This window comes from Corynebacterium sp. S7, assembly GCF_054401105.1.
Genome location: NZ_CM136760.1, coordinates 1,117,976 through 1,144,451, shown reverse-complemented (window position 1 = coordinate 1,144,451; position 26,476 = coordinate 1,117,976). Strand labels below are relative to the sequence as shown.

The 26,476-nt window shown below is 57.7% G+C and carries 29 protein-coding genes, 1 pseudogene and 1 other annotated feature; of the genes and pseudogenes, 18 read left to right on the top strand and 12 right to left on the bottom strand.

Annotated elements, in window-relative coordinates; translation table 11 throughout:
- Position 1: 1 nt before the first annotated feature.
- On the bottom strand, positions 2 to 703 hold the full coding sequence (locus ACXZ66_RS05570; RefSeq protein ID WP_458750898.1) for an SCO1664 family protein: 702 nt from the start codon (positions 701 to 703) through the stop codon (positions 2 to 4).
- A 1-nt stretch (position 704) separates the two neighbouring features.
- A complete protein-coding gene (locus ACXZ66_RS05565) occupies positions 705 to 1,325 on the bottom strand; it encodes a histidine phosphatase family protein (RefSeq protein WP_458750897.1) in 621 nt (206 codons plus the stop codon).
- A gap of 34 nt (positions 1,326 to 1,359) precedes the next feature.
- Between ACXZ66_RS05565 and ACXZ66_RS05560 the strand changes: the two genes are divergently transcribed.
- Genes ACXZ66_RS05560 through ACXZ66_RS05550 form a run of 3 tightly spaced genes read left to right on the top strand, consistent with a single transcriptional unit; the run spans position 1,360 to position 5,162 of the window.
- Entirely contained in the window at positions 1,360 to 2,748 is a 1,389-nt protein-coding gene (locus ACXZ66_RS05560; protein ID WP_458750896.1) for a sigma 54-interacting transcriptional regulator, read from the top strand.
- A 28-nt stretch (positions 2,749 to 2,776) separates the two neighbouring features.
- On the top strand, positions 2,777 to 4,735 hold the full coding sequence (locus ACXZ66_RS05555; protein WP_458750895.1) for a vWA domain-containing protein: 1,959 nt from the start codon (positions 2,777 to 2,779) through the stop codon (positions 4,733 to 4,735).
- Positions 4,629 to 5,162: a DUF1990 family protein gene (locus tag ACXZ66_RS05550; RefSeq protein ID WP_458750894.1), complete on the top strand. Its 534-nt coding sequence runs from the start codon at positions 4,629 to 4,631 to the stop codon at positions 5,160 to 5,162. Before ACXZ66_RS05555 ends, ACXZ66_RS05550 begins: the two co-directional genes overlap by 107 nt.
- Here ACXZ66_RS05550 and ACXZ66_RS05545 read toward each other — a convergent pair.
- Positions 5,159 to 6,838, bottom strand: coding sequence for an ABC1 kinase family protein (locus ACXZ66_RS05545; protein ID WP_458750893.1), 1,680 nt, complete (start codon positions 6,836 to 6,838; stop codon positions 5,159 to 5,161). The genes ACXZ66_RS05550 and ACXZ66_RS05545 overlap by 4 nt on opposite strands.
- A gap of 41 nt (positions 6,839 to 6,879) precedes the next feature.
- On the opposite strand from ACXZ66_RS05545, the gene ACXZ66_RS05540 reads away from it, so the two are divergent.
- Positions 6,880 to 7,668 carry a spermidine synthase gene (locus ACXZ66_RS05540; RefSeq protein WP_458750892.1) on the top strand — a complete coding sequence of 263 codons (789 nt, stop codon included), beginning with the start codon at positions 6,880 to 6,882 and terminating at the stop codon, positions 7,666 to 7,668.
- On the opposite strand, the gene ACXZ66_RS05535 is transcribed toward ACXZ66_RS05540, so the two are convergent.
- Positions 7,665 to 8,159, bottom strand: coding sequence for a 2'-5' RNA ligase family protein (locus tag ACXZ66_RS05535; protein WP_458750891.1), 495 nt, complete (start codon positions 8,157 to 8,159; stop codon positions 7,665 to 7,667). The genes ACXZ66_RS05540 and ACXZ66_RS05535 overlap by 4 nt on opposite strands.
- Before the next feature lie 43 nt (positions 8,160 to 8,202).
- Here ACXZ66_RS05535 and ACXZ66_RS05530 point away from each other — a divergent pair, with 43 nt between their 5' ends.
- Complete coding sequence (locus ACXZ66_RS05530) at positions 8,203 to 8,574, top strand: nuclear transport factor 2-like protein (protein WP_458750890.1); 372 nt, start codon at positions 8,203 to 8,205, stop codon at positions 8,572 to 8,574.
- Between the two features lie 66 nt (positions 8,575 to 8,640).
- Here ACXZ66_RS05530 and ACXZ66_RS05525 read toward each other — a convergent pair whose 3' ends face one another.
- The 3 genes from ACXZ66_RS05525 to ACXZ66_RS05515 are packed head-to-tail and all read right to left on the bottom strand — an operon-like array spanning position 8,641 to position 11,321.
- A complete protein-coding gene (locus ACXZ66_RS05525; protein WP_458750889.1) occupies positions 8,641 to 9,309 on the bottom strand; it encodes a 3-oxoacid CoA-transferase subunit B in 669 nt (222 codons plus the stop codon).
- A gap of 9 nt (positions 9,310 to 9,318) precedes the next feature.
- On the bottom strand, positions 9,319 to 10,098 hold the full coding sequence (locus tag ACXZ66_RS05520) for a CoA transferase subunit A (protein WP_458750888.1): 780 nt from the start codon (positions 10,096 to 10,098) through the stop codon (positions 9,319 to 9,321).
- Between the two features lie 32 nt (positions 10,099 to 10,130).
- Positions 10,131 to 11,321, bottom strand: coding sequence for an acyl-CoA dehydrogenase family protein (locus tag ACXZ66_RS05515; RefSeq protein ID WP_458750887.1), 1,191 nt, complete (start codon positions 11,319 to 11,321; stop codon positions 10,131 to 10,133).
- A 146-nt stretch (positions 11,322 to 11,467) separates the two neighbouring features.
- On the opposite strand from ACXZ66_RS05515, the gene ACXZ66_RS05510 reads away from it, so the two are divergent.
- From ACXZ66_RS05510 to ACXZ66_RS05490, 5 genes are all read left to right on the top strand, one after another.
- Positions 11,468 to 12,397: a LysR substrate-binding domain-containing protein gene (locus ACXZ66_RS05510; protein WP_458750886.1), complete on the top strand. Its 930-nt coding sequence runs from the start codon at positions 11,468 to 11,470 to the stop codon at positions 12,395 to 12,397.
- Between the two features lie 88 nt (positions 12,398 to 12,485).
- Positions 12,486 to 13,286, top strand: a complete 801-nt coding sequence (locus ACXZ66_RS05505; RefSeq protein WP_458750885.1) for an enoyl-CoA hydratase-related protein — start codon at positions 12,486 to 12,488, stop codon at positions 13,284 to 13,286.
- A gap of 14 nt (positions 13,287 to 13,300) precedes the next feature.
- Positions 13,301 to 14,062: an enoyl-CoA hydratase/isomerase family protein gene (locus ACXZ66_RS05500; protein ID WP_458750884.1), complete on the top strand. Its 762-nt coding sequence runs from the start codon at positions 13,301 to 13,303 to the stop codon at positions 14,060 to 14,062.
- A gap of 9 nt (positions 14,063 to 14,071) precedes the next feature.
- Positions 14,072 to 14,911 carry a 3-hydroxyacyl-CoA dehydrogenase family protein gene (locus ACXZ66_RS05495; RefSeq protein ID WP_458750883.1) on the top strand — a complete coding sequence of 280 codons (840 nt, stop codon included), beginning with the start codon at positions 14,072 to 14,074 and terminating at the stop codon, positions 14,909 to 14,911.
- 24 nt (positions 14,912 to 14,935) lie between these two features.
- Complete coding sequence (locus ACXZ66_RS05490; RefSeq protein ID WP_458750882.1) at positions 14,936 to 15,841, top strand: NAD(P)-dependent oxidoreductase; 906 nt, start codon at positions 14,936 to 14,938, stop codon at positions 15,839 to 15,841.
- On the opposite strand, the gene ACXZ66_RS05485 is transcribed toward ACXZ66_RS05490, so the two are convergent.
- The 3 genes from ACXZ66_RS05485 to ACXZ66_RS05475 form a co-directional block, all read right to left on the bottom strand.
- A complete protein-coding gene (locus tag ACXZ66_RS05485; RefSeq protein WP_458750881.1) occupies positions 15,838 to 16,662 on the bottom strand; it encodes an aspartate dehydrogenase domain-containing protein in 825 nt (274 codons plus the stop codon). The genes ACXZ66_RS05490 and ACXZ66_RS05485 overlap by 4 nt on opposite strands.
- 25 nt (positions 16,663 to 16,687) lie before the next feature.
- On the bottom strand, positions 16,688 to 17,158 hold the full coding sequence (locus tag ACXZ66_RS05480; protein ID WP_458750880.1) for an MmyB family transcriptional regulator: 471 nt from the start codon (positions 17,156 to 17,158) through the stop codon (positions 16,688 to 16,690).
- Between the two features lie 47 nt (positions 17,159 to 17,205).
- Positions 17,206 to 18,470, bottom strand: a protein-coding gene (locus ACXZ66_RS05475; RefSeq protein WP_458748511.1) for an IS3 family transposase whose coding sequence is annotated in 2 segments (ribosomal slippage) — positions 17,206 to 18,179 and positions 18,179 to 18,470 — 1,266 coding nt in all. Because the reading frame shifts where the segments join, the coding sequence is not laid out codon by codon here.
- Positions 18,049 to 18,180: a sequence feature (AL1L pseudoknot), on the bottom strand. It overlaps the preceding gene by 132 nt.
- Before the next feature lie 54 nt (positions 18,471 to 18,524).
- Between ACXZ66_RS05475 and ACXZ66_RS05470 the strand changes: the two genes are divergently transcribed.
- From ACXZ66_RS05470 to ACXZ66_RS05450, 5 genes are all read left to right on the top strand, one after another.
- Complete coding sequence (locus ACXZ66_RS05470) at positions 18,525 to 19,148, top strand: dihydrofolate reductase family protein (RefSeq protein WP_458750879.1); 624 nt, start codon at positions 18,525 to 18,527, stop codon at positions 19,146 to 19,148.
- 15 nt (positions 19,149 to 19,163) lie between these two features.
- Positions 19,164 to 19,583: a cupin domain-containing protein gene (locus tag ACXZ66_RS05465; RefSeq protein WP_458750878.1), complete on the top strand. Its 420-nt coding sequence runs from the start codon at positions 19,164 to 19,166 to the stop codon at positions 19,581 to 19,583.
- A gap of 26 nt (positions 19,584 to 19,609) precedes the next feature.
- A complete protein-coding gene (locus ACXZ66_RS05460) occupies positions 19,610 to 20,464 on the top strand; it encodes an aldo/keto reductase (protein WP_458750877.1) in 855 nt (284 codons plus the stop codon).
- A gap of 7 nt (positions 20,465 to 20,471) precedes the next feature.
- Entirely contained in the window at positions 20,472 to 20,795 is a 324-nt protein-coding gene (locus ACXZ66_RS05455) for a carboxymuconolactone decarboxylase family protein (RefSeq protein ID WP_458750876.1), read from the top strand.
- A gap of 93 nt (positions 20,796 to 20,888) precedes the next feature.
- Entirely contained in the window at positions 20,889 to 21,452 is a 564-nt protein-coding gene (locus tag ACXZ66_RS05450) for a DUF4386 family protein (RefSeq protein WP_458750875.1), read from the top strand.
- Here the strand turns inward: ACXZ66_RS05450 and ACXZ66_RS05445 are convergent.
- The gene (locus ACXZ66_RS05445) at positions 21,432 to 22,412 is read right to left on the bottom strand and encodes an acyl-CoA thioester hydrolase/BAAT C-terminal domain-containing protein (protein ID WP_458750874.1); all 981 of its coding nucleotides are present in this window, start codon (positions 22,410 to 22,412) and stop codon (positions 21,432 to 21,434) included. The genes ACXZ66_RS05450 and ACXZ66_RS05445 overlap by 21 nt on opposite strands.
- Before the next feature lie 254 nt (positions 22,413 to 22,666).
- Between ACXZ66_RS05445 and ftsH the strand changes: the two genes are divergently transcribed.
- Both ftsH and ACXZ66_RS05435 read left to right on the top strand, forming a co-directional pair.
- Positions 22,667 to 24,787, top strand: a complete 2,121-nt coding sequence (gene ftsH / locus ACXZ66_RS05440) for an ATP-dependent zinc metalloprotease FtsH (protein ID WP_458750873.1) — start codon at positions 22,667 to 22,669, stop codon at positions 24,785 to 24,787.
- Between the two features lie 82 nt (positions 24,788 to 24,869).
- Positions 24,870 to 25,436, top strand: coding sequence for a flavodoxin domain-containing protein (locus ACXZ66_RS05435; protein ID WP_458750872.1), 567 nt, complete (start codon positions 24,870 to 24,872; stop codon positions 25,434 to 25,436).
- A 10-nt stretch (positions 25,437 to 25,446) separates the two neighbouring features.
- Here the strand turns inward: ACXZ66_RS05435 and ACXZ66_RS05430 are convergent.
- A pseudogene (locus ACXZ66_RS05430) lies at positions 25,447 to 25,813 on the bottom strand (zinc ribbon domain-containing protein YjdM).
- Positions 25,814 to 26,034: 221 nt separating this feature from the next.
- Between ACXZ66_RS05430 and ACXZ66_RS05425 the strand changes: the two are divergent.
- Positions 26,035 to 26,475 (top strand): ester cyclase, encoded by a 441-nt coding sequence (locus tag ACXZ66_RS05425; RefSeq protein ID WP_458750871.1) that lies wholly within the window; start codon positions 26,035 to 26,037, stop codon positions 26,473 to 26,475.
- Position 26,476 lies beyond the last annotated feature (1 nt).

The window sequence follows — 26,476 nt, the reverse complement described above, 5'->3', positions numbered from 1 at the left end:
CTCACACTAGAGGCCACGGGTACGAATAATGGGACCGGGGCTGCGGCAAAAACGGCAACCGGACAATCCGCGACGCTCGGCGCTGCAGCGCGTCTACTTCCTCTTCAGAGAGTAGTTCTGCCAGCTCGGCAGGCACGTCGTCGAGAAGCGGCTCGACGGCATCCGCAAGCTCTTCGGGAATTGCTTCGCCTGCGAAATCCCAGACAACGGTGCGCAGCTTCGGGTCCATGTGAAAGCATAACCCCTGGTCAATGCCCCACACGTGGTCGCCCGCACCGAGCAGCACATGACCAGATTTGCGGTCAGTGTTGTTGGTCAGCAGGTCGAACACAGCCATGCGCAGCAGTTGCGGGTGGAGGTCTTCGCGCTCCTCGAAAAGTGGGAAATAGTGCCAGCCCTCGTGCTCAATGAAGAGCTGGAGCGAGCCCGCGCCAAAGGGCTCGATGTCACGGATTACTGTCGGCGGGACGATGTCCCATCCGAGATAATCGCTAAGCACAAAAGCGGCACGCTCGCGGCGATGCAGCCCGGGCGGGAAATCCATCAGCGGTTGCTCGCCGAGCGCGGGTTTGTACACGGCCCAGGCGTAGTCTTCGCCCAAGGTGACATCCAAAACATAGGCCGCGTTCGACGATTCTTGCAGCTGCGCCACCCAGCCGATCTCCCCGGTCTCAAGTAGGTTCAGCTCACGCTCGAAGGACATGTCAGTTTCCCAAAAGCTTATCTATGTCAAGCACCCCGGAGCTGGTATTGCGCTCAAGAACCTCAGTGCCACCTGCGCCGATGCGAGCGATGGTGATCGATGCCGGGTCAATCTGCACCTTCTGAAAACTATTCAGCGGCGCACCCTCAAGCCACGTCACCGCGGCCTTAATCGGGTCCGCATGGGAGAAGCACGCGACCACTTCGCCGGGGTGTTTCGCTGCTATACGACGAAGCCCTGCCGCCATCCGCTCCTGCATTTCCACAAAGCTTTCTCCGCCTGGAAAGCGAAACTCCTCGGGCGTTTGCTGCACTGTTTTCCATTCGGGTAGTTTGGCCAACTCGCTAAGCGCAGCCCCCGTCCAGGTGCCGAACTCGCACTCGATGAGGGCATCGTCGAGAAGCACGGGAACGCTATGCCTGCGAGCAAGCGGCAACGCAGTTTCCTGGGTGCGCTCCAGGGGCGATGAATATATTGCGTCGACGCGGTCAATTCGCGCCGCTACCTCGCCCGCCTGCTCCTGGCCTTTCTCCGAAAGGTGCAGGCCAGGTGCACGTCCGGGTAAGACTTGGCCGGTCGTGGGCGTGACACCATGGCGGACAAGCAGAATCAAAGTGTCCATGGCCCTACTGTAATGAACCGAGTAGCCTGGGGCCATGACTGATGCGCCAGCTATTGCAACACTCGGTGAACTCAAAGCGTCGGGCCATGTATACCGCCCGTTGCGCGAAGAACTGCGCGAGAATCTCTTGAGCAAACTCGCGGCAGGCGAGAATCCTTGGCCAGGTCTCCACGGGCTGGATAATACCGTAATCCCCCAGGTGGAACGTGCCATTATCGCAGGCCACGACATAGTTTTGCTCGGCGAGCGTGGCCAAGGCAAGACTCGCCTTTTGCGTGCGCTGCCCATGCTTCTCGACGAATGGACGCCCGCCATTCAGGGCTCCGAACTGCGCGAGCACCCTTACGCGCCGGTGCTCGATTCCACCCGCGAACTGATTGAAGAGCGCGGGGACGATCTGCGGATCGTTTGGATCAATCGCAGCTCTCGCTACTCGGAGAAATTGGCCACCCCGGATACTTCGGTGGCCGACCTGATCGGTGACGTCGACCCCATGCGCGTGGCCGAAGGCCGTCGCCTGGGCGATCCCGAAACCATTCACTACGGCCTGATTCCGCGTTCGAACCGTGGCATCGTGGCCATCAATGAGCTGCCGGATCTTGCCGAGCGCATCCAGGTAGCCATGCTGAACGTGATGGAAGAACGCGATATTCAGATCCGCGGCTACATGTTGCGCCTCTCCCTCGACGTGCTCGTGGTGGCCAGCGCGAACCCGGAAGATTACACCAACCGCGGCCGGATTATTACCCCGCTCAAGGACCGCTTCGGCGCCGAGATTCGCACGCACTACCCGCTGGAGCTCTCTGACGAGATCGCCGTGATTGAGCAGGAGGCCAACCTGGTCGCAGATGTACCACCGGTGCTCATTGAGATCCTGGCACGCTTTACCCGCGCGCTGCGCGAATCCCCTGCCGTCAACCAATCAGCCGGAGTCTCTGCCCGCTTCGCCATCGCTGGAGCCGAAACCGTGGCTGCGGCAGCCCGTCACCGTGGCGCCATCCGCGGCGAGGAGCACCCTGTCGCACGCCTCGTTGATTTGGAGGCCGCCGCCGAAGTGATGGGTGGCAAGGTGGAATTCGAGTCCGGTGAGGAAGGCCGCGAATGGGAAATTTTGGAGTACCTCCTGCGCACCTCCACCGCCGAAGCTGTGCGCCCGCGCGTGCGCCACATTGATTTCTCCCCGCTCATCGAGGCGCTAGACGGCACCACTACCGTATCTACCGGCGAGCGCGTCACCGCGGCCGAATTCTTAAGCAACCTCCCTGACCTCGGTGAATCCACGCTGTACGAGGACCTCGTCATAGCCTTCGACGCAAAAAACGAGGGCGAGCGCGCAGCAGCCATCGAGCTCGGATTTGAAACCCTCTACCTCTCTCGCAAGATCTCCAAGGATTCGGGCGAGGGCGAAACAATCTACGGCTAGTAGTAACCACAAAAGATTAGGACTTCCCATGGCCAACGCCCACAACAGTGGCAGGCGCCGCTACACCCGCTACACCGGCGGGCCCGATCCCCTAGCTCCCCCGGCCGATCTCTCAGGCGCTTTAAACGAGATCGCCGAGGATGTCATGGCAGGTTACTCCCCCGAACAGGCGCTGCGCGAATACCTGCGCCGCGCCGGCTACGACGACCTCATGGCCGAGATCTCCGAGCAGCGTCGCAATATCTTGAGTCGCTATAACTTCGGCCAAACGCTCCAAGATGTACAAAAGCTTCTCGACGAGGCCGTGTTGGCCGAACGCGGCCAACTTGCCCGCGACGTGATGATGGACGACACCGACCGCGCCCTGCGCGAAATGCAGCTGGACAACCTTCCGAACTCACCTGCGGCCGCCGTCAACGAGCTTTCTGAATACGACTGGCAGTCCACCGACGCCCGCGAAAAGTTCGACCAGATCAAAGACCTGCTCGGCCGTGAGTTCCTCGACCAGCGCTTTGCCGGCATGAAGCAAGCCCTCGAAAACGCCACCGACGAGGACCGCGCCGCCGTCAGCGAAATGATCCAGGACCTCAACAACCTGCTGGGAAAGCACCGCCGAGGCCAGGACTCCGAGCAAGATTTCCAGGACTTCATGGACAAGTGGGGCCACCAATTCCCCGAGAATCCGCAGAATATCGACGAGCTGATCTCCCAACTCGCCGAGCGCTCCGCCGCAGCCCAACGCCTGCTCAATTCCATGACCGAGGAACAGCGCCGCGAACTCATGGAGCTGTCCGCCCAGGCTTTCGGCTCCCAGGAACTGATGAATCAGCTCACTGAACTGGACATGAACCTGCGCGGGATCCGCCCCGATCTTGATTGGAACGGCGGCGAATCCTTCAATGGCGATCAGGGACTGGGCCTGGGCGACGGCACCGGCGCCATTCAGGACCTGGGTAATCTGGATCGGCTCTCCGAGCAGGTCGATCGAGCGAACCCCGCAGACATCGACCTCGATGAGCTTAAAAGAATGCTTGGCGACGAGGCCTCTGTCTCCGCCCAGCGCCTCGCCGAAATCGAACGGGCTCTGCGCGACAGCGGACTATTGCGCAAAAACCCGGACGGCAGCCTGCAACTTTCCCCGCAGGCAATGCGCAAGCTGGGTAAGTCACTGCTCCAAGATGCCTCCGATCAGCTGACGGCGCGCACCGGTCGCAATGAATCGCACCTTGCGGGGCAAGCCGGCGAGCCCACGGGTGCCTCGAAACCCTGGGAATTCGGTGACACCCAATCCTGGGACACCACCCGCACCATCACGAACGCAATCCAGCGCACCATCTCCGAGGGCGGGCGCACCGACAATGGCGTGGGAATTCACGTAAATGACATCGAGGTCGTGGAAACCGAGGCGCGCACCCGCTCAGCCGTTGTGCTCTTGGTAGATACCTCATTTTCCATGGCCGCCGAGGGTCGCTGGGTACCAATGAAGCGCACGGCGCTGGCCTTGCACCACTTGATCTCCACTCGCTTCCGTGGCGACGAGCTGGCGCTGATCAGCTTTGGGCGCTACGCCATGAACATGGACATCGAAGAGCTCACTGCCATGCCTCCCGTGCAGCAACAGGGCACCAACTTGCACCACGGTTTGCTATTGGCCGAGCAATTTTTCACCAAACACGCGAATATGCGCCCCAACCTGCTTATTGTCACCGACGGTGAGCCCACCGCTCACCTGGAGGAATGGGGCGAGGCCAGTTTCGAGTGGCCGACGCACCCCGTGACCTTAAATAAAACGGTGACGGCACTTGATCGCGTAACCAAGCGTGGCACCCGCACCACCTTCTTCCGCCTCGGTGATGATCCCGGTTTGGTCGCCTTCTTGAATGATTTGGCAGATCGTGTCGATGGCACCGTCGTGGCACCGGACCTCGATGAACTTGGCTCGGCCGTGGTTGGTGAGTACTTGCGTTTCCGGGGTCGCATGCAGTGAAGCTAGATTCCCCTCCGTTATCCTACGACCCTGCACGGGTGCATTCGCTGCCACGGACAAGTTGATGAACTGGGCGGTGCAGCGCTCAGTATTTCATGTTGCTGCCTCGAGCTCCCCATTGACCACAGGTGCAATCGTCGAGATGCGCATTGGAATCGGTAGGCTCTCAAAAAAATTTGGGTGCCGGGTTGTCGAACACATCCATGAAGCTGGGTTACGAAGTTTTACGTATGGCACGCTTCCGGGACACGTTGAACGTGGTATCGAGTCCTTTACCTTGAGTCAATCTGCAGACGGCACAATTACCTTCACTATCACCGCTTACTCGGAGCCTTCGACGTGGTGGTTGAAGGCGCTCAGGCCACTAATCGACTTAGTTCGGATCGTGCTGTTGAGATTTCGCTACCTTCCCTCTGTAGATTCTTAGTCATCCAGAGTGTGGTACGGGTGTTCTTCGGCTTCCTTCGCTCGCTTTCTGGTGCGGCGATCGTTGGCGAAGATCACCACGATGAACACCAGACCGCCGATCGCGGCGATGAGGAAGAAGATCAGCGAGACAGCCGGGTAGCCCAAAATTTGGGGCCCCGAATCAATCGACGACATCAAGGCGGCCGCAACGGTGATCGCCGCAAGCACCAGCCCCGCGGTGACGCGGTTGGCCACCTGGTGCATGGATTCCACTAATCGGTCTTCATCAATGCCGTTCACGTGGAAACTCAGCTCGCCGTCACTCAACGCATCCATAATGCGGTTCGCTCGGCGCGGGAGATGGGAAACAAAGTCTTTGGTTTCCATTGTGTGAGAGGCCACGCTGCCCGCGGAAATATGCAGACCAGACTCAGTCAGGATGTCGATGTTGTCCTTGATTGCATCGACCGGAGTGAAATTGGGATCAAGGGCTTGCACTGTCTCATCCAAGTTGAGCAGTGCTTTTCCGATCATGGTCATGTCGGTCGGTGTCCGCAGACCGAACTCACCACTAATTCGCGCCAGTTCGACCATCACGGTGCCAATCTGGAAATCGCTTCCCAACGAAAGCACGCTGGAAACGAAGTAGCCGACTTCGTTGCGAAACGCGTCAACGTCAAGTTCACCCGTGGAGTGGACCATTGTTGCCAACACGTCTGCGACTTGATCCCCGTCGCCCTCGCCAATCGAAATGAGCAGCCGAATCAGCTTGTTTCGGGCCTGCTTTGGAACGCGGGAAACCATGCCAAAATCCAGGATCGCCAGATGGTTATCGGGCGTAATAAATAGGTTTCCCGGGTGCGGGTCGGCATGAAGAAGCCCGTACCTAAACAAGGTATCTATGTAGAACCGAAACAGCGAGCTCGCAATCGCTGGTCCCCCAATGTCCTCGATAGTTGTGGGAGCGAGTTCGGTAATTTTGTACCCTTGGACGTAATCCATCGTCAGCACCCTCGACGTGCTGTACTCCGCGTAGGTTTTGGGAACGGTCAGAAGTTCGTAGTCTTCGACAAGTTCCACGAATTTGTCCTGGTTGGCGCGTTCCTTGCGGTAGTCAAGCTCGTCGTTAAGCGAGCGCCGAAACTGCTGCAACATCTCCACCGCGCCCAACCTTTGCCCGATCTTCGTGCGGGTATCAATGAGCTTTGCAACCTGCATGAGAACTTCCATGTCCTCTTTGACATCTTCACGCACAGTAGGGCGCAGCACCTTGACTACTACGTCCAGGCCCTCTTTCGTGCGCGCACGGTGCACCTGCCCGATCGAGGCTGCAGCCAGTGGTTTGTCGTCGAATTCGGCGAAGATTTCGTGCCCGTCGCCGCCCAAATCCTCCCGAATTGTCTTGTGCACAAGCTCGACTGGGACTTCTTGGACGTTGTCCTGCAAACGCGCCAAAGCATCCGCGTACTGCGGTGGCAAAATATCGTGGCGAGTAGACATCAGCTGACCCAACTTAATATAGGTCGGCCCCATTGCCTCGAGGTCGGCCGCAAGCTGTTCTGGCCCGTCGTTTGAAACTTCCTCGTCGTCTTTCGAGCGGTATTTCGCTGCCCTGTCCGGGTGCAAAAGAGCAGCTCCGCCATGTCGCACGATGAGTCTGACTAATTCCGCAATTCGCGACATCTTAGCTGGCATACGCTAATCCTACTGAACCCGATAGAATTGTTTGCCAGCTCATGAATACTCCACGCAAGCCCCGTCATCCTAAGAAAATCATCGAGGGCGAATACGACATTGATACTGGTACTGCCCGCATCATCGCCGACCCCAATCGCGATGGCTCCTATGTCCTAGAAATCAACGACGTCCCCTCCTCCCAAGTAATTCTCGGAGGCCCCCGCGTCCTCGTCTTCCCCTATATGAGGTGGATCGCGGCAGCCATCGAACCCATTATGAACGAACGCCCGCTAGCGGAGGTAATTCACCTCGGCGGCGCAGGCTGCGCGCTGCCGAGCTATTGCGTAGACAAGTGGCACGCCAGCCGCAACACTGTCGTAGAGATCGATGCGAAACTCGCTGAGCTCGTGCGATGGGCATTTTCGCTTAGCGACGATCTCCTCGTTGAAATCGGCGAGGCCCGCATGTTTACGCACTCTCTCGAACCTGGCTCCGTTGATATCGTGATCCGCGATGTTTTTGCTGGCCCTGATACCCCTCGCCACACCACCACCGTTGAGTTCTTCGAGGCGGTTCGCCGAAGCCTGACCCCAGGGGGCTTATATATAGCCAATAGTGGCGACGGCAAAGCCCTGCCCGGAACTCGCGAAGAACTTGCTGGCATGCTGGAAGTTTTCGACTATGTCGGTGCCATCGCCCCGAAGGAGTTACTTGCCGGGCGGTCCTACGGAAATGTCATTTTGTGGGGATCGGACCAGCCTCTCAATTACGTGGGTGAAGAAACACACCGCGACACCGGGTGGGCTCGAGAACTCGCCGCGGGGACTGCCCCGCGCCACGATCATTAACTTAGGTCCGTCAGTCTTTCTAGCCGAGGCTGCCACAGATAGGCATGCTGACCAGTAATTGTTTTGAAGTGGCCGGAGGTCACCTCGTCGAGGGCACCTATATATTCAGGGACCAGCGTGCGCGGGATGCGCAAGCCCACAGTCAGGTGCGGGACCCAACGCTCTCCCCTGCCTTCTGGGTTCAGCGCGCTGAGTTCGCGGGCCGCTGCTTCTAACTCTGGGTCGACCTCGAGGAGCCACGCGATAGTCTGTTTGCTCTTCGTACCAAAGACCACAACGCCAGCGCGCTGAAACATGGCAGGTAGGAGCGGAGGAAGAAGTTCTCGTGCTCGCTCCACCACGCAGTTTTCCATCTTTTTTGCAAAAGTGATGGTGATATGAGGTGTCTGATTCTGCTTCGGTAGTCCCCTTTTGTGCAGTTCATCAAACACCTCACGGACATAGGCCTCCTCGTTGTCGGGAAGGTGGAGCAAAATATTGTCGGGAGACATAAAAGTAAGTGTAGGCGTGCTACTTTTTGGCACGATGGGAACCATGGAAGTACTCATCCCAGAAGACTGCGGAAACGCTCCCCGAGTCAACATCGTCGGTCGCTTTGTTGCCAATTGGGCTGAAGGAAATACTGAAGCTATGTCGAAATGGCTTTCAACGGACGTCGTGTGGAATCCGGTTCCTGCCGAGGAATTAGTGGGTGTCGATGCCGTCTTGTCGCAGATTCCTGCAGAGCAACCTGAACGAGTGGACGTAAACACAATAATTACTCACGGCAGGCTTGCCTCCTGCGACGGCACCCTCACCTTTAAGGACTCAGTGCAACACTTTAGCCTGGTGTTCCGCTTCACCAGCGCATCGAAGAAAGCCCAGATTAAAACCGTCCGGGCATTTCTAGTTGCGGGGGCCGAGTGATCGTCGTGAAGCATGCGTTAAGGCCGGAGTCGGTGCTTCCTTCCGACTCCGGCCTTAACAAACTTATTAGCTGACCTGCATCTCTGGGATCTCGCCTTCGATGATCAGGTCCGCGGCGGTGAGCTCTGCGATCTCCTCTGCAGTCACGCCTGGGGCGCGCTCGACGAGGACGAGGCCGCGATCTTCCACATCGATCACCGCGAGGTCGGTGATGATGCGCTTGACTAGGCCCTTGCCGGTCAGTGGCAGGCTGCATTCCTTGACGATCTTCGGCTTGCCGTGCTTGTCCTGGTGAGTCATCAGGACAATGACGTGCTTCGCGCCGTGAACCAGGTCCATTGCGCCGCCTGGGCCCTTGACCATCTTGCCGGGAATCATCCAGTTGGCAATGTCGCCTTTTTCGGAGACTTCCATGGCACCGAGCATGGTCACGTCCAGCTTGCCGCCGCGGATCATGCCGAAGCTGATCTCGGAGCCGAAGATGGAGCCGCCTGGCAGCATGGTCACGGTTTCCTTGCCTGCGTTGATCAGGTCCGGATCCTCTTCGCCCTCGTAAGGGTGGTTACCGAATCCAAGCAGGCCGTTTTCCGATTGGAAGAGCACCGTGGTGCCTTCAGGAAGGTAGTGAGGCACCATCGTTGGTACGCCAATACCAAGGTTGACGTACTGGCCGTCGTGGAGTTCTTTGGAAGCGCGGATCGCAATCTCGGCGCGGGTCAGAGTCTTAATAGTCATGTTTATCTCCTATGCTTCTTCGCGCTGGCGGGTCACAAGCTTTTCAATGCGCTTATCCGCAGCCTGTTCAGGGGTAAGCGGCACAACGCGGTGAACGAAGATGCCCGGCAAGTGGATCTCGTCTGGATCAAGAGCGCCTACGTCGACGATCTCTTCAGCTTCGACAATGGTGATCTGGCCAGCCATGGCAACGACCGGGTTGAAGTTGCGGGCTGCACGGTGGAACTGCACGTTGCCGAACTTGTCAGCCTTGGCTGCGCGGACCAGCGAGAAATCAGGTACGAGTGCCTTTTCCAGCACGTACTCGGTTTCTTCGCCGAAGACGTCGAACTTTGCGGTTGGCTTTGGCTCGGACAGAACGGAAGGGTTGCCGTTCTCGTCGTAACGCAATGGAAGGCCACCTTCGGCGACGAGCGTGCCTGCTCCTGCCGGGGTGTAGAACGCTGGGATGCCGGTTCCGCCTGCTTGGAGGCGTTCTGCCAGAGTGCCTTGCGGGGTCAGCTCGAGCTCGAGCTCACCGGAGACGTACTGGCGGGCGAACTCGCCGTTCTCGCCAACATACGATGCGACGACGCGACGGACCTGGTGGGAATCCAGCAGACGACCGAGGCCAACGCCTTCGATACCTGCATTGTTTGAGATGATCTCCAGGTCATTGATGCCGGACTCTTCCACTGCCTCGATGAGCACCATGGGGATGCCGCACAGTCCGAAGCCGCCAACCGCGATCGATGCGCCGGTAGGAATATCTGCAACCGCCTCGGCTGCATTGTTGATGATCTTGTCCATGTATTTACCTGTTCTTCGGTGGTGAGCTGTGCTTAGGAGATTGCGTTGACGCCGGTGATGCTGCGGCCAACAATCAAAGACTGAATGAAATGCGTGCCCTCATAGGTATGCACAACCTCCATATCCGTCAGGTGACGCGCCACATGATTCTCCAAGAGCAGACCGTTACCACCCATCAGATCGCGGGCATCACGGCACAGATTGCGCGACTTCTCAGAAACAAACATCTTCTGAATCGAGGAACGCTCCGCCGACAACTCACCCGCATTCTGCAACACACCACAGCGGATACACATCAACTGCATCGCGCTCAAGTCCGCCAGCATGGTGGCCAGTTTGTTTTGGACCAACTGGAAATTATTAATCGGCTTATCAAACTGCTTCCGATTCGCGGTGTACTCGGCTGCGTAATCAAACGCCGCCCACGCATGACCGAGTGCTTCCCACGCCACCAATGAACGGGTACGCAGCAGCACCTTGGACACGGCACCGAAACCAATCGCCCCCTCGAGCTTGTTGTCTTTCGGCACACGCACATTCGTCATGGTGAAATCGGCCTGCTGGATGGCGCGCTTGGCAATCTTGCCGGTAATTGCTTCGGCTTCGTAGCCGTCGGGGTAGTGACCCTCGGCGTCTTTTTCCACCACGAAAGCAGCAATGCGGCCATTGGCTTCATCACGTGCCCAGACAATCACCAAGTCGGCGACATGTCCTAAGCCGATCCAGCGTTTGTGGCCGTTGAGGACGTAGTGGTCCCCATCGAGGCGGGCTGTGGTTTCTAACAGGACGGTATCGGAGCCGTGGTCGGGTTCGGTCAGGGCGAAGGCGCCGAGTTTGTCCAAGTTGGCCATCGCGGGTAGCCAGCGCTGTTTTTGTTCCTCCGAGCCGTGGAGGTAGATCGAGCCCATGGCTAGGCCGGAGTGTACGGCGTTGAAGGTGTTAATCGAGCCGTCGCCGCGGGAGAGTTCGCGGGCAACGAGTCCTGCTTGCAGTGGGGTGAGTCCTGGTGCGCCGTAGCCTTGGATGGTGGTGCCGACGATGCCGAGTTCCCGGAATTTCGGGATGAGTTGGTAGGGGAAGTCTGCTTTCTCCCAGTATTCGTTGATAATCGGGGTGACTTCGGTGTCGACGAAGTTGCGGACACGTGTAACGAGGGCGTGGTCGTCGTCGGAGAGCATGCTCTCGGTGTCGAGGAAATCGGACGTGAAGGTGCTTTCAGTCATGAGAACTCTCCTTTGTGGTGATATGCCATCCGCCAAACTCTTGTAGTGGGGATCACATTATTTGGTGTTTGAAGATACAATCCCAGAAACGAACGATTACGTCCAATACTCGTTTGAAACCATTTCGATAAGGGATTTGCATAATCATGAAGAAGCAAGACATGGAATTGCGCCACATTCAGACGTTCTTGGCGGTGGCTGAAGAGCTCCATTTTGGTCGCGCCGCTGACCGCCTCCACATCGCCCAACCAGCAGTAAGTCAACAAATTCGGAGTTTGGAAAAGGATTTGGGCGTCGAACTATTCGACCGCTCCTCCCGAAACGTCTCGCTGACCTCTCAGGGTGCCGCCCTGATCGAGCCCGCGCACAGAATCCTCGATGCGAACCGTCTTGCACGTCGCGCGGTCCGCGCCGATGCTGCAGATGTCTTGGGCACCGTTACCCTCAATTATGGGGGTGCCGCGAACAGCTCCTCGATGCCCACGCTGGCTCGTGCGGTCCGCAAAGAACTGCCGGGCGTTGATCTTCAGCTCCTCAATAACCGCTACGCCGGGCGCGCAGCACTCGCCGTGGCACGAGGGGATCTCGACATCGCTTTTTCTCGCCTGCCGACGACAACCACCAACGTTTCCCACCGCCCCTATGCACTGGAGACTCCAGTAGTTCTCCTGTCTGCAGAGCACCCACTGGCCGAGGCGGAGACCATCAGCATGAAGGATCTAAGTGGCGAAGACTTTGTCACTTACCCAGGAAACGCGGGCTCGTCGGTACGCAATATGTTGGTTACCCTGGCTAATAATGCTGGGTTCACGCCTCATATCACCCAGGATGCACCCGATGCCCTCTCCATTTTTGGGCTGGTTTCGGCAGGTGTCGGTGTCACCGTTCACCTCGATTCGAGCGCTTATCTGCAGATGCCGGGCATCGTCGTCAAGCAACTTACCCCGACGCCACCGCCGACGGTCGCCACGATCTGCTGGCGCGACGAGTTCCTCACGCCCGCATCGCGCGCTGTTCTGGAACTGTCCGAACGCGTGCTTCCCACCGTGGACACGCAGCCAGCCGCAGACAATTAATCACGATTCATTATCGATCAGCTGAAAAATTAATATTGGACGGTTATGGTTCGCTCCTCGTAATCTGTGTCTCAAAACACGAAAGGACGTGACCATGTTCACTGAAATTATCTACGAGCAGATCGACACCACAGCAGTCATCACCATCAACCGCCCGAAGTCCTACAACGCGTTTACCGCGAAGACCATTGAGGAACTGATCCAAGCATTCCAGAAGGCGAGCTGGGACACCTCGGTTGCAGCTATCATCCTCACCGGTGCCGGCGAAAAGGCCTTCAGCTCGGGCGGCGACGTGAAGGTCCGCGCAGCAACCGGCGGCTATGGCCCTTCGGAATCTGGTCGCCTGCTGGTTGCTGATCTGCAGAGCGTCATTCGCAACACCCCTAAGCCTGTTATCGCGGCAGTCAACGGTGTGGCAATCGGCGGCGGGCATGTGCTCCACGTGGTCTGCGATGTCACCATCGCAGCTGAGCACGCCAAGTTCGGTCAGGTCGGTCCAAAGGTCGGCTCCTTTGATGCTGGCTTCGGTACGGCGTATCTTTCCCGCGTTGTTGGCGAAAAGAAGGCCCGCGAGATCTGGTTCTGGAACCGCACCTACACCGCTGAGCAGGCGCTGCGCATGAACCTGATCAACGAGATCACCACCGCCGAAGAGCTCATGCCAACCGCACTTGCATGGGCTGCCGAAGTTGCAGAGAAGTCCCCTTCCGCAATCCGCCTGCTCAAGCAGTCCTTCAACGCCGATTCCGACTCCATCGCTGGCATCTCCAACATTGCGATGAGCGCACTCGACATGTTCGGCCAGACCGACGAGGGCAAGGAAGGCGCAGCCGCATGGGTAGAAAAGCGCGAGGCTTCCTTCCGCGACAAGGCTGAGTGGCACTACTAAATATGGGATCAAATATGGGATCAAATAAGGGACAAGCATTTCAGATTCTTGAAGGCCACGGCGACCACCTCGTGGTCAGCCTGAACCGCCCGGACACACGTAACTCCATCGACGGCCAGGTCATCGAAGAACTTCACGCGCTCTGTGACCGGCTTGAACGCGAACCGCAGATTCTCATCCTCACCGGCACCGAAGTAAACGGGAAGGGCATTTTTGCCTCGGGCGCTGACATCGGTGCTCTGCGCCAGCGCCGTCGCGACGACGCACTGCAGGGCATTAATAACACCGCTTTCCAGCGACTTTCCCAGGTGCCGGCACCGGTCATCGCAGCGATCGACGGCTACGCCCTCGGCGGCGGACTCGAGCTCGCACTCGCAGCCGACTTCCGCGTAGCCACAAACCGAACGAAGTTCGGCCAACCCGAGGTCGGGCTGGGAATCATCGCTGCCGCCGGTGGCCTGTGGCGCCTCAAGGCAGCTGTCGGCGAAACTCTTGCCCGCGAGATTCTGATGGCCGGGCGCATCCTCACTGCCGACGAAGCCCTCGACGCTCACTTGATTTCCCAGGTCACGGAGCCAGAAGAGCTGCTCACCCAGGCCGTTGCGCTCGCAGACAAGATCGCAGCCCAGGACCCGCTGGCGGTGCGACTGACCAAGCAACTGATCAATATGCCTGCCGAAGCGCACCCTCAGGTGAGCAACCTCGCTCAGGCAATCACCTTTGAATCTGAGGCTAAGTACACCCGTATGGATGCCTTCCTCAACAAGAAGAAGTAAGGAACACACATGGCACTTCCCAATAAAGTAGGCGTCCTTGGTGGCGGCCGCATGGGCGCAGGTATCGCGCATGCTTTCCTCATGGCTGGATTCCCTGTTCACGTTGTAGACATCAACGACGATGCAGCAAAGGCAGCCCGCGAGCGCGTCGAACGCGACGTGAAGAAGTCCGTCGAGCGCGGCGCCGAAGGACCCGAGTCCAAGTGGCTGGACAACCTTTCGGTGTCCACCGACTCCGCGGATTTCGCAGGCTTCGATCTCGTCGTCGAGGCTGTACCTGAAGACTTCAAGCTCAAGACCAATGCCTTCGCCAACATTTCCGCGGCAGCACCTGAAGCCAAGATTGCTACCAACACCTCCTCGCTCTCTGTCACCGACCTCGCGGCTACCGTGTCCAACGAGGTCATCGGCCTGCACTTTTTCAACCCGGTCCCTGCGTCGAAGCTCGTCGAAATCGTTGTGGCAGAGCAGACACCAGATTCGCTTGTCGACGACGCACGTGGCTGGGTCGAGGCAATCGGCAAAACCCCCATTGTGGTGAAGGACTCCCCTGGCTTCGCATCTTCTCGCCTCGGAGTTGCGATCGCTCTTGAGGCCATCCGCATGGTTGAGGAAGGCGTAGCATCGGCGGAAGACATCGACAACGCAATGGTCCTGGGCTACAAGTTCCCCATTGGCCCGCTGGCGCTGACCGATGTCGTCGGCCTAGATGTCCGCCTGGGCATCTCCGAATACCTCGAGTCCACCCTGGGTGAGCGCTTCGCGGCACCTCAGTTGATGCGCGACATGGTTGCTCGCGGTGAACTCGGCCGCAAGTCCGGCAAGGGCTTCTATAACTACGAGAAATAACGTATCAGAGAAAAGGTGAGGCACATGGCAAATACTTTTACATTCGCATGGATTGGACTCGGAGCAATGGGTGGCCCAATGGCCGCGCACCTGGTTTCCGCAGGCAACAAGGTCAAGGGCTTCGATCTCGGCGAAGAGGCAAAGAAGAAGGCCACCGAAAGCGGAGTGGAAATGTTCGACACAGTTGCCGAAGCCGTCCAGGGCGTCGACGCCGTATTCATGACTCTGCCTGCCGGCCCCCACGTTCGCTCTACCCTTTCCGAAGACAATGGTGTGTGGGATTCCATCGATGAAGGCACCTTAATTGTGGATTGCTCCAGCGTTGACCTGGAAACTTCCCGCTGGTGCCACACGGAATCGAAGCAGCGTGGTTTCGGCTTCGTCGACGCACCGATCTCTGGCTCCGTCACCGGCGCCCACGACGCAACCTTGACTTTCATGCTCGGCGGCGAACCCGACAACATCACCCGCGTGCGCGAGTATATCCAGCCGATGGGCAAGACCTTCGTTGACCTCGGTGGCCCAACCACCGGCATGGCCGCAAAGCTGTGCAACAATATGATGCTGTTCAACAACGTTTCTGCTGCTGCCGAGTCCGCCAAGCTTGCCGAGAAGCTCGGCATCGATTCCAAGGCATTCTGGGAATTGGTCAACGTTTCTACCGGCCACTCCTGGGCGCAGGAGCACTGGTACCCTGTCGCTGGTGTCGCCGAGGATGCTCCTTCCGACCACGATTTCCAGCCCACCGGCTTCGCAGCCCTCGGCGCGCACAAGGATCTCACCAACGCGCTCGCCGCAGGCGAAGAGGTCGGCGCCCAGCTGCCAACCACCAAGTTGTCACAGGAAAAGCTACAAAAGCTTATCGACGAGGGCCACGGCAAAATGGACAACACTTTTGTCGCCTCACTCGTATTTCCTGAGGAGAACTAAAGAAGTTTGATCGCTTGCCTCAGCGAGTGTGCCACCGACAAAGCCGTGAGCCCCGAAGTTTTGGGGTTCACGGGGCTCGGTGCGGACTCACTGGTGAGACTGAATTTTCCAGCCAGCCCCGACACTTCAATGTCGTGCCGGCTTCTTTCAGCATGAGGGTCGGCAACGAGCTCAACGTGCACTCTGTTCAGCGACTTTTCTAGCAGCACATCGTCAGAATCCCCGCGCCCACGAGTTGCCCACGCTAGGGCAACTGAGACATTCACATTGCCGGGATACTTTGCAATCGCATCGATCGGGCTTCCTTCGAACACAACAAAAGGCTCCGTCGCGTTTTCCAGCCTGGCTTTCTCGGAATCCGACATCCACGGCTGCACCAAGGCTTCCGCTTGCTTTCTTGTCCGGATCTTTACTATGTCCGCGCCACCAGCTTCTGCTACCGCGGCCCACAGGTCGAAGCCACCGATTGCACCGGAGGTGACGTGCAGCTTTCCAGGCCCAAACAGCAATACCCGGCGCGCAGCGGGTTCTGCGAGCGCTCCAACGGAGGTGAGAACCAAGTCTTTGCCCCCTGCAATAACTTCCGGGCCGAATGTCTTTGCAGCTGCCACTCCCGCGCATTCCACCACGATGTCGGCTTTACCAATGAGATCGGGTAGGTGATCGTCGTAAAGCGAAATGCCTTGTGTGCCACGCGCGATATGCGGGCCGACGTCGCGCACATACGCGCTGACGTCGAATTCCCCTGGGTCGAAGAGGGTGACTAGCTGGCGGCCGATCGCGCCGAAACCGATGAGCAATACTTTCGGTACAGGGGTCATGACGCTGGCCTCCAAGGGGTATGGTCTAAAGATCGTTCAACTTCTGTAAAGCCTCGTGCGAAGGTGTGCCGGGCTCGGCGGTCCAGATCACTAACTGCTGATCGGCATCGTCGGCTTCGACAAGGGTGTCCCAGTCTAGCTCCATTTCGCCAACGACGGGATGCACCAAAGTCTTGCGGCCCGTAGATAGCGTCGCTACGCCACGAGCTGCCCACCAGGTAGCAAACTGCTCGTCTTGGACGCTGAGCTCGCCGACGATCTTTGCCAGGCGGGGATCATCGGGGTACTTCGCGGCCTCCATACGCAACTGGGCCACGGCAGTCTTGGCCACCGCCTCCCAGTCCTTATATACAAGGCGCATCCTCGGATCGGTAAAAAGCAAGAGCACGTAGTTGCGTTTGTCCTGCGGGATCTCGCTGAAATCTACCATCATTTTCGCAGCCAACTTGTTCCAAGCCAGGATGTCCATGCGTCGGCCCATCACGATCGCGGACATGCTGGTCTGAATCGGCCTGAGTTTTTCGGAGACTACGGTTAAAAGCCTTACTGGGCTTTTCGAGTGGTGTTGAATTCCTCGTAGTCCTGCTCGTATTCGATCGGGGGAACGTCACCGATCGATGAGTGCAGACGTTGGTGATTATACCAGTAGACCCACGAGGCCGTTTCCGTTTCGACCTCCTTGGCGTCCCTCCATGTCCGTGCAGGGTCGAAGTCGATGAGCTCAGTCTTGTAGAGCCCGTTCGTCGACTCCATCATCGCGTTATCCAACGCGTCACCGGCCGAGCCGATCGAGCCCTGCAACCCGGCCTCCGTCAGCGCGTCGGTAAACGCCAGCGAGGTATACTGGGCACCCGCGTCCGAGTGGTGGACGATGCCGGTGGCGGTGAAGTCCATCTTCGTACGCCGGCGGGAAAACAGGGCATGCTCCAGGGCCATGAGCACCATCCGGGTGTCCATCACCCGGGTCACGACCCAGCCGAGGATCATCCGTGAGTACGCGTCGACGATGAAGGCGACGTAACAAAAGCCCTGGCGTGTCCACACGTAGGTGAAGTCGGCGATCCACCACTGATTCGGGTGCGACGGATAGCTCCACCGCCGGTTGATCAGGTCCGGGTGCCGGCGGTGGGCCGGGTTGGCCACGGTGGTTTTCTTACGGTGCATTCCACGTGAGACGCCTTTGATTCCGGTGATCTTCATCAGTCGTTCGACCTGGTCACGGCCAACAGTCATGCCGTCGCGGACAGCGGCCTTCCAGAGTTTACGGCGGCCGTAGACCTTGCGGTTGGCCTCCCACAGCCGGTAGATGCGGTGAGCGGCATAGGCCTCATCCAACTCGGCGCCCGAAGGGCCGAAGCCGCGGGCCTGATGGTCGTAAAAGGTGCTTGGGGCAATCGCGATGCCATGGGCAGTCAAGGTTTCGCAGATTGGCTCGACCCCGAAGCGGTGGCGGTAGGTGCGGATGAAATCCACGATTACCGAAGTTTGCGGTCGAGCTCCGCCTGGGCGAAAAAAGCCGACGCCGTCTTCAAGATCTCATTCGCGCGTCGCAGCTTGGCCACTTCCTTGGCCTGCTCGTCGTAGGCGGCCTGGAGTTGCTCGTAGGACAGGGAACCAGGCTCAGGAGCTTCGGCCTGCTTTTCCTGTTTGCGGATCCAGTTGCGCAGGGTGGATTCCTTCACACCGAGAAGTTCACCGATCTCCCGGCGGGCGCCCGCCTTGGAGATATCGCCTTCCTCGAGGCGCTCGAAGTACATGCGCACCGCGCGCTCCTGCGTGGCTGCGTCGTACTGACTGGGTCGTGCCATGCTGATCTTCCTCCTAGGGTAAAACCTAGTCTCCGACCAACCCAGGCCGCCTCAGTGTTTTATGATCTCGCATTCGGTGAGAATCCGCATTACAAGCACCAGGGGTGGATCTCCGGTCGCGTTACCACCGATGACAACTTCACCCATTACAAGAAGCCGCAGCTCGACGGGAACGCTCCCGAGGTTCCAGAAGGTGACTTCATTGCGAATCGCAATGCGGACAAGTACTACATCGCTATCGATGCTTCCGGAAAGCTAGCCTGGGAAAGCTCCGAGATGCGCTACCAAACCACCGATGCACACGTGCTTGAGGTTCTCACGAACAAGGCCTCCAATGCCTACAAGGCATTCCTGCGTAACCTCGGCGTTTCCTACGTCATCTGCGGCGATGAGTCCATTGACTGGGAGCTCCTGCTGGACAAACTCGGCTACGAGCTCGGCATGGATACCGTCATGCTCGGTGGCGGTGGCGTGATCAACTGGTCCTTTATCCAAGAAGGCTTGTGCGACGAGCTCAGCGTGGTTGTCGCTCCAGTCGCCGACGGTTCCTCCGATCAGCCTTCCCTGTTCGAAACCGCGGGACGCACTTCTGATGCCCCGCGTGGCTTCAAGCTGAAATCCGCAGAAGTCAAGGAAAACGATAGCGTCTGGCTGCGCTACACAGTGGACAACAAATAAGTAAGGAAGCACAAAATGGCTAACACCAAAGACATGGATATTGACCCGATTTTCCCACGCGGCGAGAAGAACGACGCCTACGCCGAAAACTTCATCGGGCAGAGCTACCTAAACATGCTCACCACCGAGGGCGTGCCAATTGGCAATGTCACCTTCGAGCCTGGCTGCCGCAACAATTGGCACATCCACCACGCCACTTCCGGTGGCGGACAAATCCTCTTGTGCACCGCCGGTTCCGGCTGGTACCAGGCCGAAGGCGAGGAAGCCGTAAGCATGGAACCGGGCTCCGTGGTGCAGATCCCTGCAGGGGTCAAGCACTGGCACGGCGCCAAGGCCGACTCTTGGTTCACCCACCTCGCCATCGAGGTCCCAGGCGAGGAGACCCACAACGAGTGGCTCGAGCCCGTCGACGACGAGCACTACAACAACCTTTAAACCCAATAATCTTTAGGAGTCCTAATATGATCTTGAACGAAACCTACACCCTAAGCAACGACGTTGTTATTCCGAAGCTGGGTCTTGGCACCTGGTTCATCGACGACGACAAGGCCGCCGACGCGGTGCGCAGCGCCATCGAAATCGGCTACCGCAACATCGATACCGCTCAGGCCTACGAGAACGAGCGTGGCGTCGGCGAAGGCGTGCGCACCAGCGGCGTAGCCCGCGAAGAAATTTTCCTCTCCACCAAGCTCGCCGCCGAAATCAAGACCTACGACGAGGCCGTCGCAGCCATCGACAAATCTCTAGAAACTCTTGGCCTGGACTACATCGATCTGATGTTGATCCACTCCCCTCAGCCTTGGGACGATTTCCGTGGTGGCGACTACGCAGAAGGCAATCGCGAGGCATGGCGTGCACTTGAAGATGCCTACAAGGCCGGCAAGCTTCGCGCTATCGGCGTGTCCAACTTCCGCGAAAACGACCTGGAGAACATTCTGTCCTCCGGCACAGTGACCCCTCACGTGAACCAGATCCTAGTCCACGCAGGCAACACCCCTACTGATCTGATTAAGTACTGCCAGGACAAGAACATCCAGGTGCAGGCTTACTCCCCAATCGCACACGGCGAGATTCTGGAAAACCAGCAGGTCCAGGAGATGGCCGCAAAGTACGACGCCACCGTTCCTCAGCTCTGCATCCGCTACACCCTGCAGCTCGGCACGGTTTCGCTGCCCAAGACCGGAAACCCAGAGCACATGGCATCGAATGCCCAGGTCGATTTCGAAATCTCCGCCGAAGACATGGAAGCCCTGCGCAATCTCAACTACAAAGACTACGGCGATCACAGCGACTTCCCTGTGTTCGCAGGAAAGTAGGCACACAATGGCAGACAAGGTTACAGCAGGTCGCGACATCCTCGGCGAGTTCGCGCCGAAGTTCGCCGAGCTTAACGACGACGTCCTCTTCGGTCAGGTCTGGGCCAGAGAAGATAAGCTCTCAGCCCGTGATCGCTCGCTAGTCACAGTGACCGCGTTGATGTCTAGCGGTGTATTGGACAGCTCCCTGCAGGGCCACATCGAGCGTGCGAAGAATAACGGGGTCACCGCCGAAGAAATGGCTGAAGTTCTCACCCACGCGGCTTTCTATGCTGGCTGGCCGAAGGCGTGGGCAGCTTTCCGCATGGCCCAAGAGGTGTACGGGGATTAGTACTACAGATTAACGCCCTGCAAAACAACGATTCTTCCGGAATACTTTTCCCGGAAGAATCGTTGTTTTGCCTACACTCGCTGGGAGTTCCTCATGCCACTGTCACGCCATTACCTTGTCGCCGGCTTCGGCCTACTGCTCATGGCAGTCCTCTCTCCGATTGGATTTTTGGTCGCGCTGCCCGCTGGTTCACTGACCTTGGCCGGTGTCATCGCACTTCTAGTCGGACTACTTGATATCGCTGTAGCCATTGCCTTGTTCTATGTCACTAAATCTGGTGGCAGGAAACTCGCGCTGTCCGGTGCGTTCTTTCGCATTATCTATGCAATCGCACTGGTCGGAGCCGGGGCCTACATGCTGATCACCCGCGATGCAGATTTCTTCAACTCCGCGTGGGATCGGGCACTCCTATTATTTGGTATTCATCTGCTTCTGGTTGCTGTCTCTTTTTACAGGTCTGAGGAGTTGCCAAATGCTGTTGGAATTCTCTTGTTCATTTCAGGAGTCGGCTATGTTGCTGATGCATTGGGCGTCTGGTTCGGATTTACCCCGGGTTTCGAAATTTCCACTGTTTCCTTCGTCGGCGAAGTAGTACTTTTGGTCTGGCTAATCTGGCAAGGCGTGCGCATGAGCCGATCAGCGGTGCCAGGTAAGTAACGCCGCCAGCAGCTTCCGATCAGAGTCATGTTTAGCATCTCGATTGGCATCAACTGTGCCTCCCAGCATTGTTTGCCAGCCTTTACCGGCTTTGGTGATGTCTTCGGCAAAAAGGTGGCCGGCTCCGGGGTACACAATTGCTTCGATCCCGGGCACTTCAGCTGAGAGGTTTCTCGCAGCTACCTCGGACTGCCACATCGGGTCGGCGTCGCCGGCGAATGCGAGCCCGGTCCCGGCGAACTTCGAAAGATCGATTTTCGCACCTGCTGGTGCCTCCGCGGCCGCTGCTTCGTAGGAAGCACGATAGGACACGGGGAGTCCAAGCAATGTCCGGCTAAGCATGGTGAAAGCACCATCGTATTGAGTTGGAAATGGTGCAAATTCCACGGGTTCGCCCCCATACGTAAAACTGCTGAATTGCTCGGGGCCTCGGAACGATAATCCTGCATAGGTGTATTCGGCAGGAGCGTAAAGCACGATGTGATCGATTTCTTCATAGCGCGCTGCCAAATTGGCAGTCAGTTCTGCCCCTTTCGACGTTCCGATGACGGTGATCGGCCCTTCGTCGATAAGTGCCAAAATCTCGTCGAAGATCTCCAAAGGTACTTCGACTAATTGTTCTGGCTGGCCGGGTTGCCCGAAGTAGTACGCGGAGATGACATCAAATCCTTCGGCCTGAAGTTCCCTAGAAAGTGCGTGGTTCGCACTACCTTCAGAACCACCGAAGACCACGACGGTTCCGGGATGATTGTCCCCTGCTGGTGTGTAGCGCTGACCAACCAAGCATTCGCCTTCGATTGCAGTGACTCCAGGAGAATTGAGCGCGGTCTGCCTTGAGCCCAAATACTCTTCCGACGTTTTGAAGCGATTCGTATTGAAAAAGAAGATGGCAACCCACGTGGCAATAAGCAGCACCACGACCAAAACAATGCTTCCAATTACTTTCAAGAATGTACGCATGGGGACCAACTCTCGAGTTGAGGTCTATTGACTCAAGTATGCCTCAAAAGGGCAGGTCATGATATCCGTTTTTTGTGTGTTTTGCGATTCGATCTCGAAAACTCGCTCCCCACGGGGGTAGCCTGAGAACCCTAAATAAACATTGGAGAGCGAGACTTGGCCCGCTTAACTAGTTACTCTAAATAAGAACCTGTCCGTACACGTACCTTTACCCGATGATTATCAGGTACTCCCCCATTTGTTTGGAGTGAACTATGGCCGACTCAGCGGAGACTCAGAGCTCGGAGCTCGAGAAGTCTACAAATTCTAGATCGGAAGGAAGCGTATCGTCGTCAAAAAATGACGGTACCGGTCGCCCACCTCCTCTGTGGAGGACGGAAGGCCTGCCCGACAACGACGATGATGACAAGCCCAAGGGTCCGAACTGGGTCCGGTTCTTTGTCTTTTTCTTCATTGGCTGGCTGCTTCTTTTTGCATTGATGTCTTTCCAGGACAGCTTGGTCAACCGTGCGGAAACGATCTCCTATACCGAGTTCACACGCCAGGTTGAGGATGAGAACGTCCAAGCGATCTACTCCCGCGGCGACTCAATCCAAGGTGTGCTGAAGAATCCCGTCGACGTGCCTGTCGAGGGTGAGCGTCCTGTACTTCCTGAGGGACAAGAGGCCCCGACCTATCAACAATTTGAAACCGAGCGCCCTACCTTCGCCCAAGATGATCTATTGACAAAGCTGGAAGCCCAAGGTGTCGAGGTTCGTGCAACCCCTGTGACCCAAGAGCGCGGTGTGTTCTGGAACCTGCTCTTTTCATTCCTTCCGCTCATTTTGATCTTCGGCTTCTACGCATGGATCCTGCGTCGCATGCAACAAAACGGTGGCCAAATGGGCGGCATGCTCGGCATGGGCGACAAGCAATCCAAGCGAGTCAATCCTGAAGAAGTCCGCGTCAACTTTGACGATGTCGCGGGTATCGACGAGGTCAAGGCCGAGGTCTCCGAGATCGTTGACTTCCTCAAGAACCCCAGCAAGTACACCAAGCTCGGCGCCAAGGTGCCGAAGGGCGTGCTCCTTGAGGGTGAGCCAGGTACCGGTAAGACTTTGCTGGCGCGCGCAACCGCTGGCGAAGCCGAGGTGCCTTTCTTCTCTGCCAGCGGTTCCGAATTCATTGAGATGATCGTCGGCGTCGGTGCTCAGCGCGTGCGCGAGCTCTTCGCCGAGGCACGCAAGGTCGCTCCGTCCATCATCTTCATTGACGAGATTGACACCATCGGCCGCTCCCGTAGCAGCTCCAAGGCGATGGGTGGCAGCGACGAGCGCGAACAGACTCTGAACCAGATCCTCACCGAGATGGACGGCTTTGACGGCAGCGAAGGAGTCGTCGTCATGGCGGCGACAAACCGCGCCGACGTGCTTGACGAAGCTTTGACTCGCGCCGGTCGTTTCGACCGCAAGATCACCGTCACCGCACCCGATGCCACCGGCCGCGAGCAGATCCTCGAAGTACACACACGCAACAAGCCGCTTGCCGACGACGTCGACCTGGAACAGGTAGCAAAGATCACCCCGGGGCTGACCGGTGCTGACCTGGCCAACCTTGCCAATGAGGCAGCGATCCTGGCCGCAAAGCGCGAGGACACACACATCACTGCGAAGGACTTCACCAACGCCTTGGAGAAGGTGCAGCTTGGTGCCAAGCGCAACGTGGTTATGCCAGAAGAAGAACGTCTGCGCACCGCCTACCACGAGGCTGGCCACGCGCTGCTGGGCATGTTGCAGCCCGGCGCGGACCCAGTGCGTAAGATCTCGATTATCCCTCGCGGTCGCGCGCTCGGCGTGACGGTTTCCACACCAGATTCCGATCGCTACGGATACGACTACGACTACCTGCGCGGACGTATCATGGGTGCCCTCGGCGGCATGGCTGCAGAGCAGGAGATCTTCGGCGTGATCACCACCGGCGCCGAGTCCGATCTACAGACCGTCACCTCGATCGCACGCAGCATGATTGGAAAATGGGGCATGTCCGACAACGTCGGCCCTGTTCAGGTTTACCCACAGGAAGGCACCGCCCGCGACAACGGCGCGTCCGAGGAACTGCTCAAGGCTGTCGACGACGAGGTCCGCGATCTGGTCAAGGAATGCTACGCAGAGACTCGCCGGATCCTGCGCGAAAACCGCGACAAGCACGACGCTCTTGCGAATGCCTTGATGGAGCGTGAGACCCTCGACCAGGCGGAAGCCTACGAGATTGCTGGAGTTGAGCACCAGAAGGCACCTGCGCTGCTCGTCGGTGCAAAGCCTGGCTCCCCTGGGCACCCTGAAGAGGAATCTGCTGAAACTTCTGAAGAGGAACATTCTGCAGAGGAACAGCAGTAGGAAAACTGATTAAGCAGGTCGTGTAACCAACACGACCTGCTTTTTCATACCCTTATGGTACAAGCAGGCATAAGCTGGAATTATGGAGCACAACCAGTCCAGCGCCCGCACTCCTCTTGTTGTCTACCGCACTCACTACGGCCACGCACAAAGCTATGCCGAATGGCTCGCCGAGGATCTCGGCGCCACGTTGGTCAACCTCGGCGAAAACTCGGATCCCGATCTCTCCACAGCCTCGGTAATTATCCTTGTTTGCCCGATTTATGCTCGCAGCTATTTAGGCGCTAAGGAGTTTTCGGTTCTCGTCGAAAATAGCCCTGAAATTCCGCTTGTAGGAGTTTCGGTGAGCGCTTCAGATCCGCAAAACCCTGAAAACATCAAGGCGTACAAAGCGCTTGTCGATGTTACTTTTTCTGAAGAGATTCGCTCACGGATGAAGTGGTTCCACTTGCGTGGTGGCTTGGACTATCCCCGCATGTCACGGGCCCACCGCGCGATGATGTGGATGGTCAGCCGAGCAGCAAAGCGCAAAGGCGCCAAGGGCGACGCCGAATCCCAGATGATGTACGAATCCTACGGTCAGGTGATTGATTTCCGGGATAGGGCCACGATTGCGCCAGTTGTGGAGTATGTTCGAGGGCTGAATTAGCCTTCGGCGCTTAGGCCCTCTTTACTACTGAAGACTTCAGCTGCATCTTGCCAAACCCTGGAACTGTTGCGTCGATATCGTGTCCGTTTACAGGTGTTTCAAGCAGGCGGATGCCCTTTGACCTTCGTTCCGGCCTTGATCGTGCCGCCACCGCCACCTGAAACTTTCAGGCCCTTGACAATCGTGACTGTATCTCCGTCGTTGAGCTCGTTGCCCACCGCGTCTCGCACAACGTCCTCCGTCGCCGGGGTCTCTTCGCCATTTTCGCTTGAAATCCACTCGTATCCACACATCGGGCAGACCAAGAGGTCGCCTTGCTCATAGGTATAGGGTTCAGCGCACTCGGGGCACGGCGGAAGCACAACTTCAGTAGTCATAAGAATTGAACCTACCTTGTTTCAGCTCCCGAACTTCAATAACAGCGATAAGGTACACCCGTTATTGACAACGAATCTGAAATCTCTGCAGGGCTAATTTTTTGGTGGCTGTGACACACTCTTTTGCCAGCAAAGCCCTATTGACCCAATAGGAAAACCGGTGGAAAGATTTTTGTTACAGAAAATAATTTCTCGGCATCCATTCCCCCCAGGAGTCCATCATGGCAAACCAAGCAATGCCCGCCGCTCAAAAAGTCTTTGCAGCTATCAACTCCGGCGATCTCACATCCATCCCTGATTGCGTCACCGACGATTTTGTCGATCACGCCGCACCCTTCTCTATCCCTGCAGGCCCAGAGGGATACACCAAGATTCTCACGTTTGTCACCCAGGTACTCAAGATCAGATACGACATCGAAGACACCATCGAAACCGATGACCGATTGGTCTTTCGCACAGTTGCACACGGTGAAGGCGTGCCTCAGGTGTACGGCCCAAAAGCTGAGGGTAAGCATTATGACATGCCAACAATTCACATCTATCGCACCTCAGGCGACCGCCTTGCAGAGCACTGGGCTACCCGAGACGAAGTAGGTGCAATGGTGCAAATGGGGGCCCTCCCACCACGGGAGACTCCCGCGAATTTCGGAGAAGAAGGCTAAC

Coding starts and splice junctions, on each gene's coding strand:
- ACXZ66_RS05570 (WP_458750898.1), bottom strand. CDS start 703: ATGTCCTTCGAGCGTGAGCTGAACCTACTTGAGACCGGGGAGATCGGC.
- ACXZ66_RS05565 (WP_458750897.1), bottom strand. CDS start 1,325: ATGGACACTTTGATTCTGCTTGTCCGCCATGGTGTCACGCCCACGACC.
- ACXZ66_RS05560 (WP_458750896.1), top strand. CDS start 1,360: ATGACTGATGCGCCAGCTATTGCAACACTCGGTGAACTCAAAGCGTCG.
- ACXZ66_RS05555 (WP_458750895.1), top strand. CDS start 2,777: ATGGCCAACGCCCACAACAGTGGCAGGCGCCGCTACACCCGCTACACC.
- ACXZ66_RS05550 (WP_458750894.1), top strand. CDS start 4,629: ATGATTTGGCAGATCGTGTCGATGGCACCGTCGTGGCACCGGACCTCG.
- ACXZ66_RS05545 (WP_458750893.1), bottom strand. CDS start 6,838: ATGCCAGCTAAGATGTCGCGAATTGCGGAATTAGTCAGACTCATCGTG.
- ACXZ66_RS05540 (WP_458750892.1), top strand. CDS start 6,880: ATGAATACTCCACGCAAGCCCCGTCATCCTAAGAAAATCATCGAGGGC.
- ACXZ66_RS05535 (WP_458750891.1), bottom strand. CDS start 8,159: ATGTCTCCCGACAATATTTTGCTCCACCTTCCCGACAACGAGGAGGCC.
- ACXZ66_RS05530 (WP_458750890.1), top strand. CDS start 8,203: ATGGAAGTACTCATCCCAGAAGACTGCGGAAACGCTCCCCGAGTCAAC.
- ACXZ66_RS05525 (WP_458750889.1), bottom strand. CDS start 9,309: ATGACTATTAAGACTCTGACCCGCGCCGAGATTGCGATCCGCGCTTCC.
- ACXZ66_RS05520 (WP_458750888.1), bottom strand. CDS start 10,098: ATGGACAAGATCATCAACAATGCAGCCGAGGCGGTTGCAGATATTCCT.
- ACXZ66_RS05515 (WP_458750887.1), bottom strand. CDS start 11,321: ATGACTGAAAGCACCTTCACGTCCGATTTCCTCGACACCGAGAGCATG.
- ACXZ66_RS05510 (WP_458750886.1), top strand. CDS start 11,468: ATGAAGAAGCAAGACATGGAATTGCGCCACATTCAGACGTTCTTGGCG.
- ACXZ66_RS05500 (WP_458750884.1), top strand. CDS start 13,301: ATGGGATCAAATAAGGGACAAGCATTTCAGATTCTTGAAGGCCACGGC.
- ACXZ66_RS05495 (WP_458750883.1), top strand. CDS start 14,072: ATGGCACTTCCCAATAAAGTAGGCGTCCTTGGTGGCGGCCGCATGGGC.
- ACXZ66_RS05490 (WP_458750882.1), top strand. CDS start 14,936: ATGGCAAATACTTTTACATTCGCATGGATTGGACTCGGAGCAATGGGT.
- ACXZ66_RS05485 (WP_458750881.1), bottom strand. CDS start 16,662: ATGACCCCTGTACCGAAAGTATTGCTCATCGGTTTCGGCGCGATCGGC.
- ACXZ66_RS05480 (WP_458750880.1), bottom strand. CDS start 17,158: ATGTCCGCGATCGTGATGGGCCGACGCATGGACATCCTGGCTTGGAAC.
- ACXZ66_RS05465 (WP_458750878.1), top strand. CDS start 19,164: ATGGCTAACACCAAAGACATGGATATTGACCCGATTTTCCCACGCGGC.
- ACXZ66_RS05460 (WP_458750877.1), top strand. CDS start 19,610: ATGATCTTGAACGAAACCTACACCCTAAGCAACGACGTTGTTATTCCG.
- ACXZ66_RS05455 (WP_458750876.1), top strand. CDS start 20,472: ATGGCAGACAAGGTTACAGCAGGTCGCGACATCCTCGGCGAGTTCGCG.
- ACXZ66_RS05450 (WP_458750875.1), top strand. CDS start 20,889: ATGCCACTGTCACGCCATTACCTTGTCGCCGGCTTCGGCCTACTGCTC.
- ACXZ66_RS05445 (WP_458750874.1), bottom strand. CDS start 22,412: ATGCGTACATTCTTGAAAGTAATTGGAAGCATTGTTTTGGTCGTGGTG.
- ftsH (WP_458750873.1), top strand. CDS start 22,667: ATGGCCGACTCAGCGGAGACTCAGAGCTCGGAGCTCGAGAAGTCTACA.
- ACXZ66_RS05435 (WP_458750872.1), top strand. CDS start 24,870: ATGGAGCACAACCAGTCCAGCGCCCGCACTCCTCTTGTTGTCTACCGC.
- ACXZ66_RS05425 (WP_458750871.1), top strand. CDS start 26,035: ATGGCAAACCAAGCAATGCCCGCCGCTCAAAAAGTCTTTGCAGCTATC.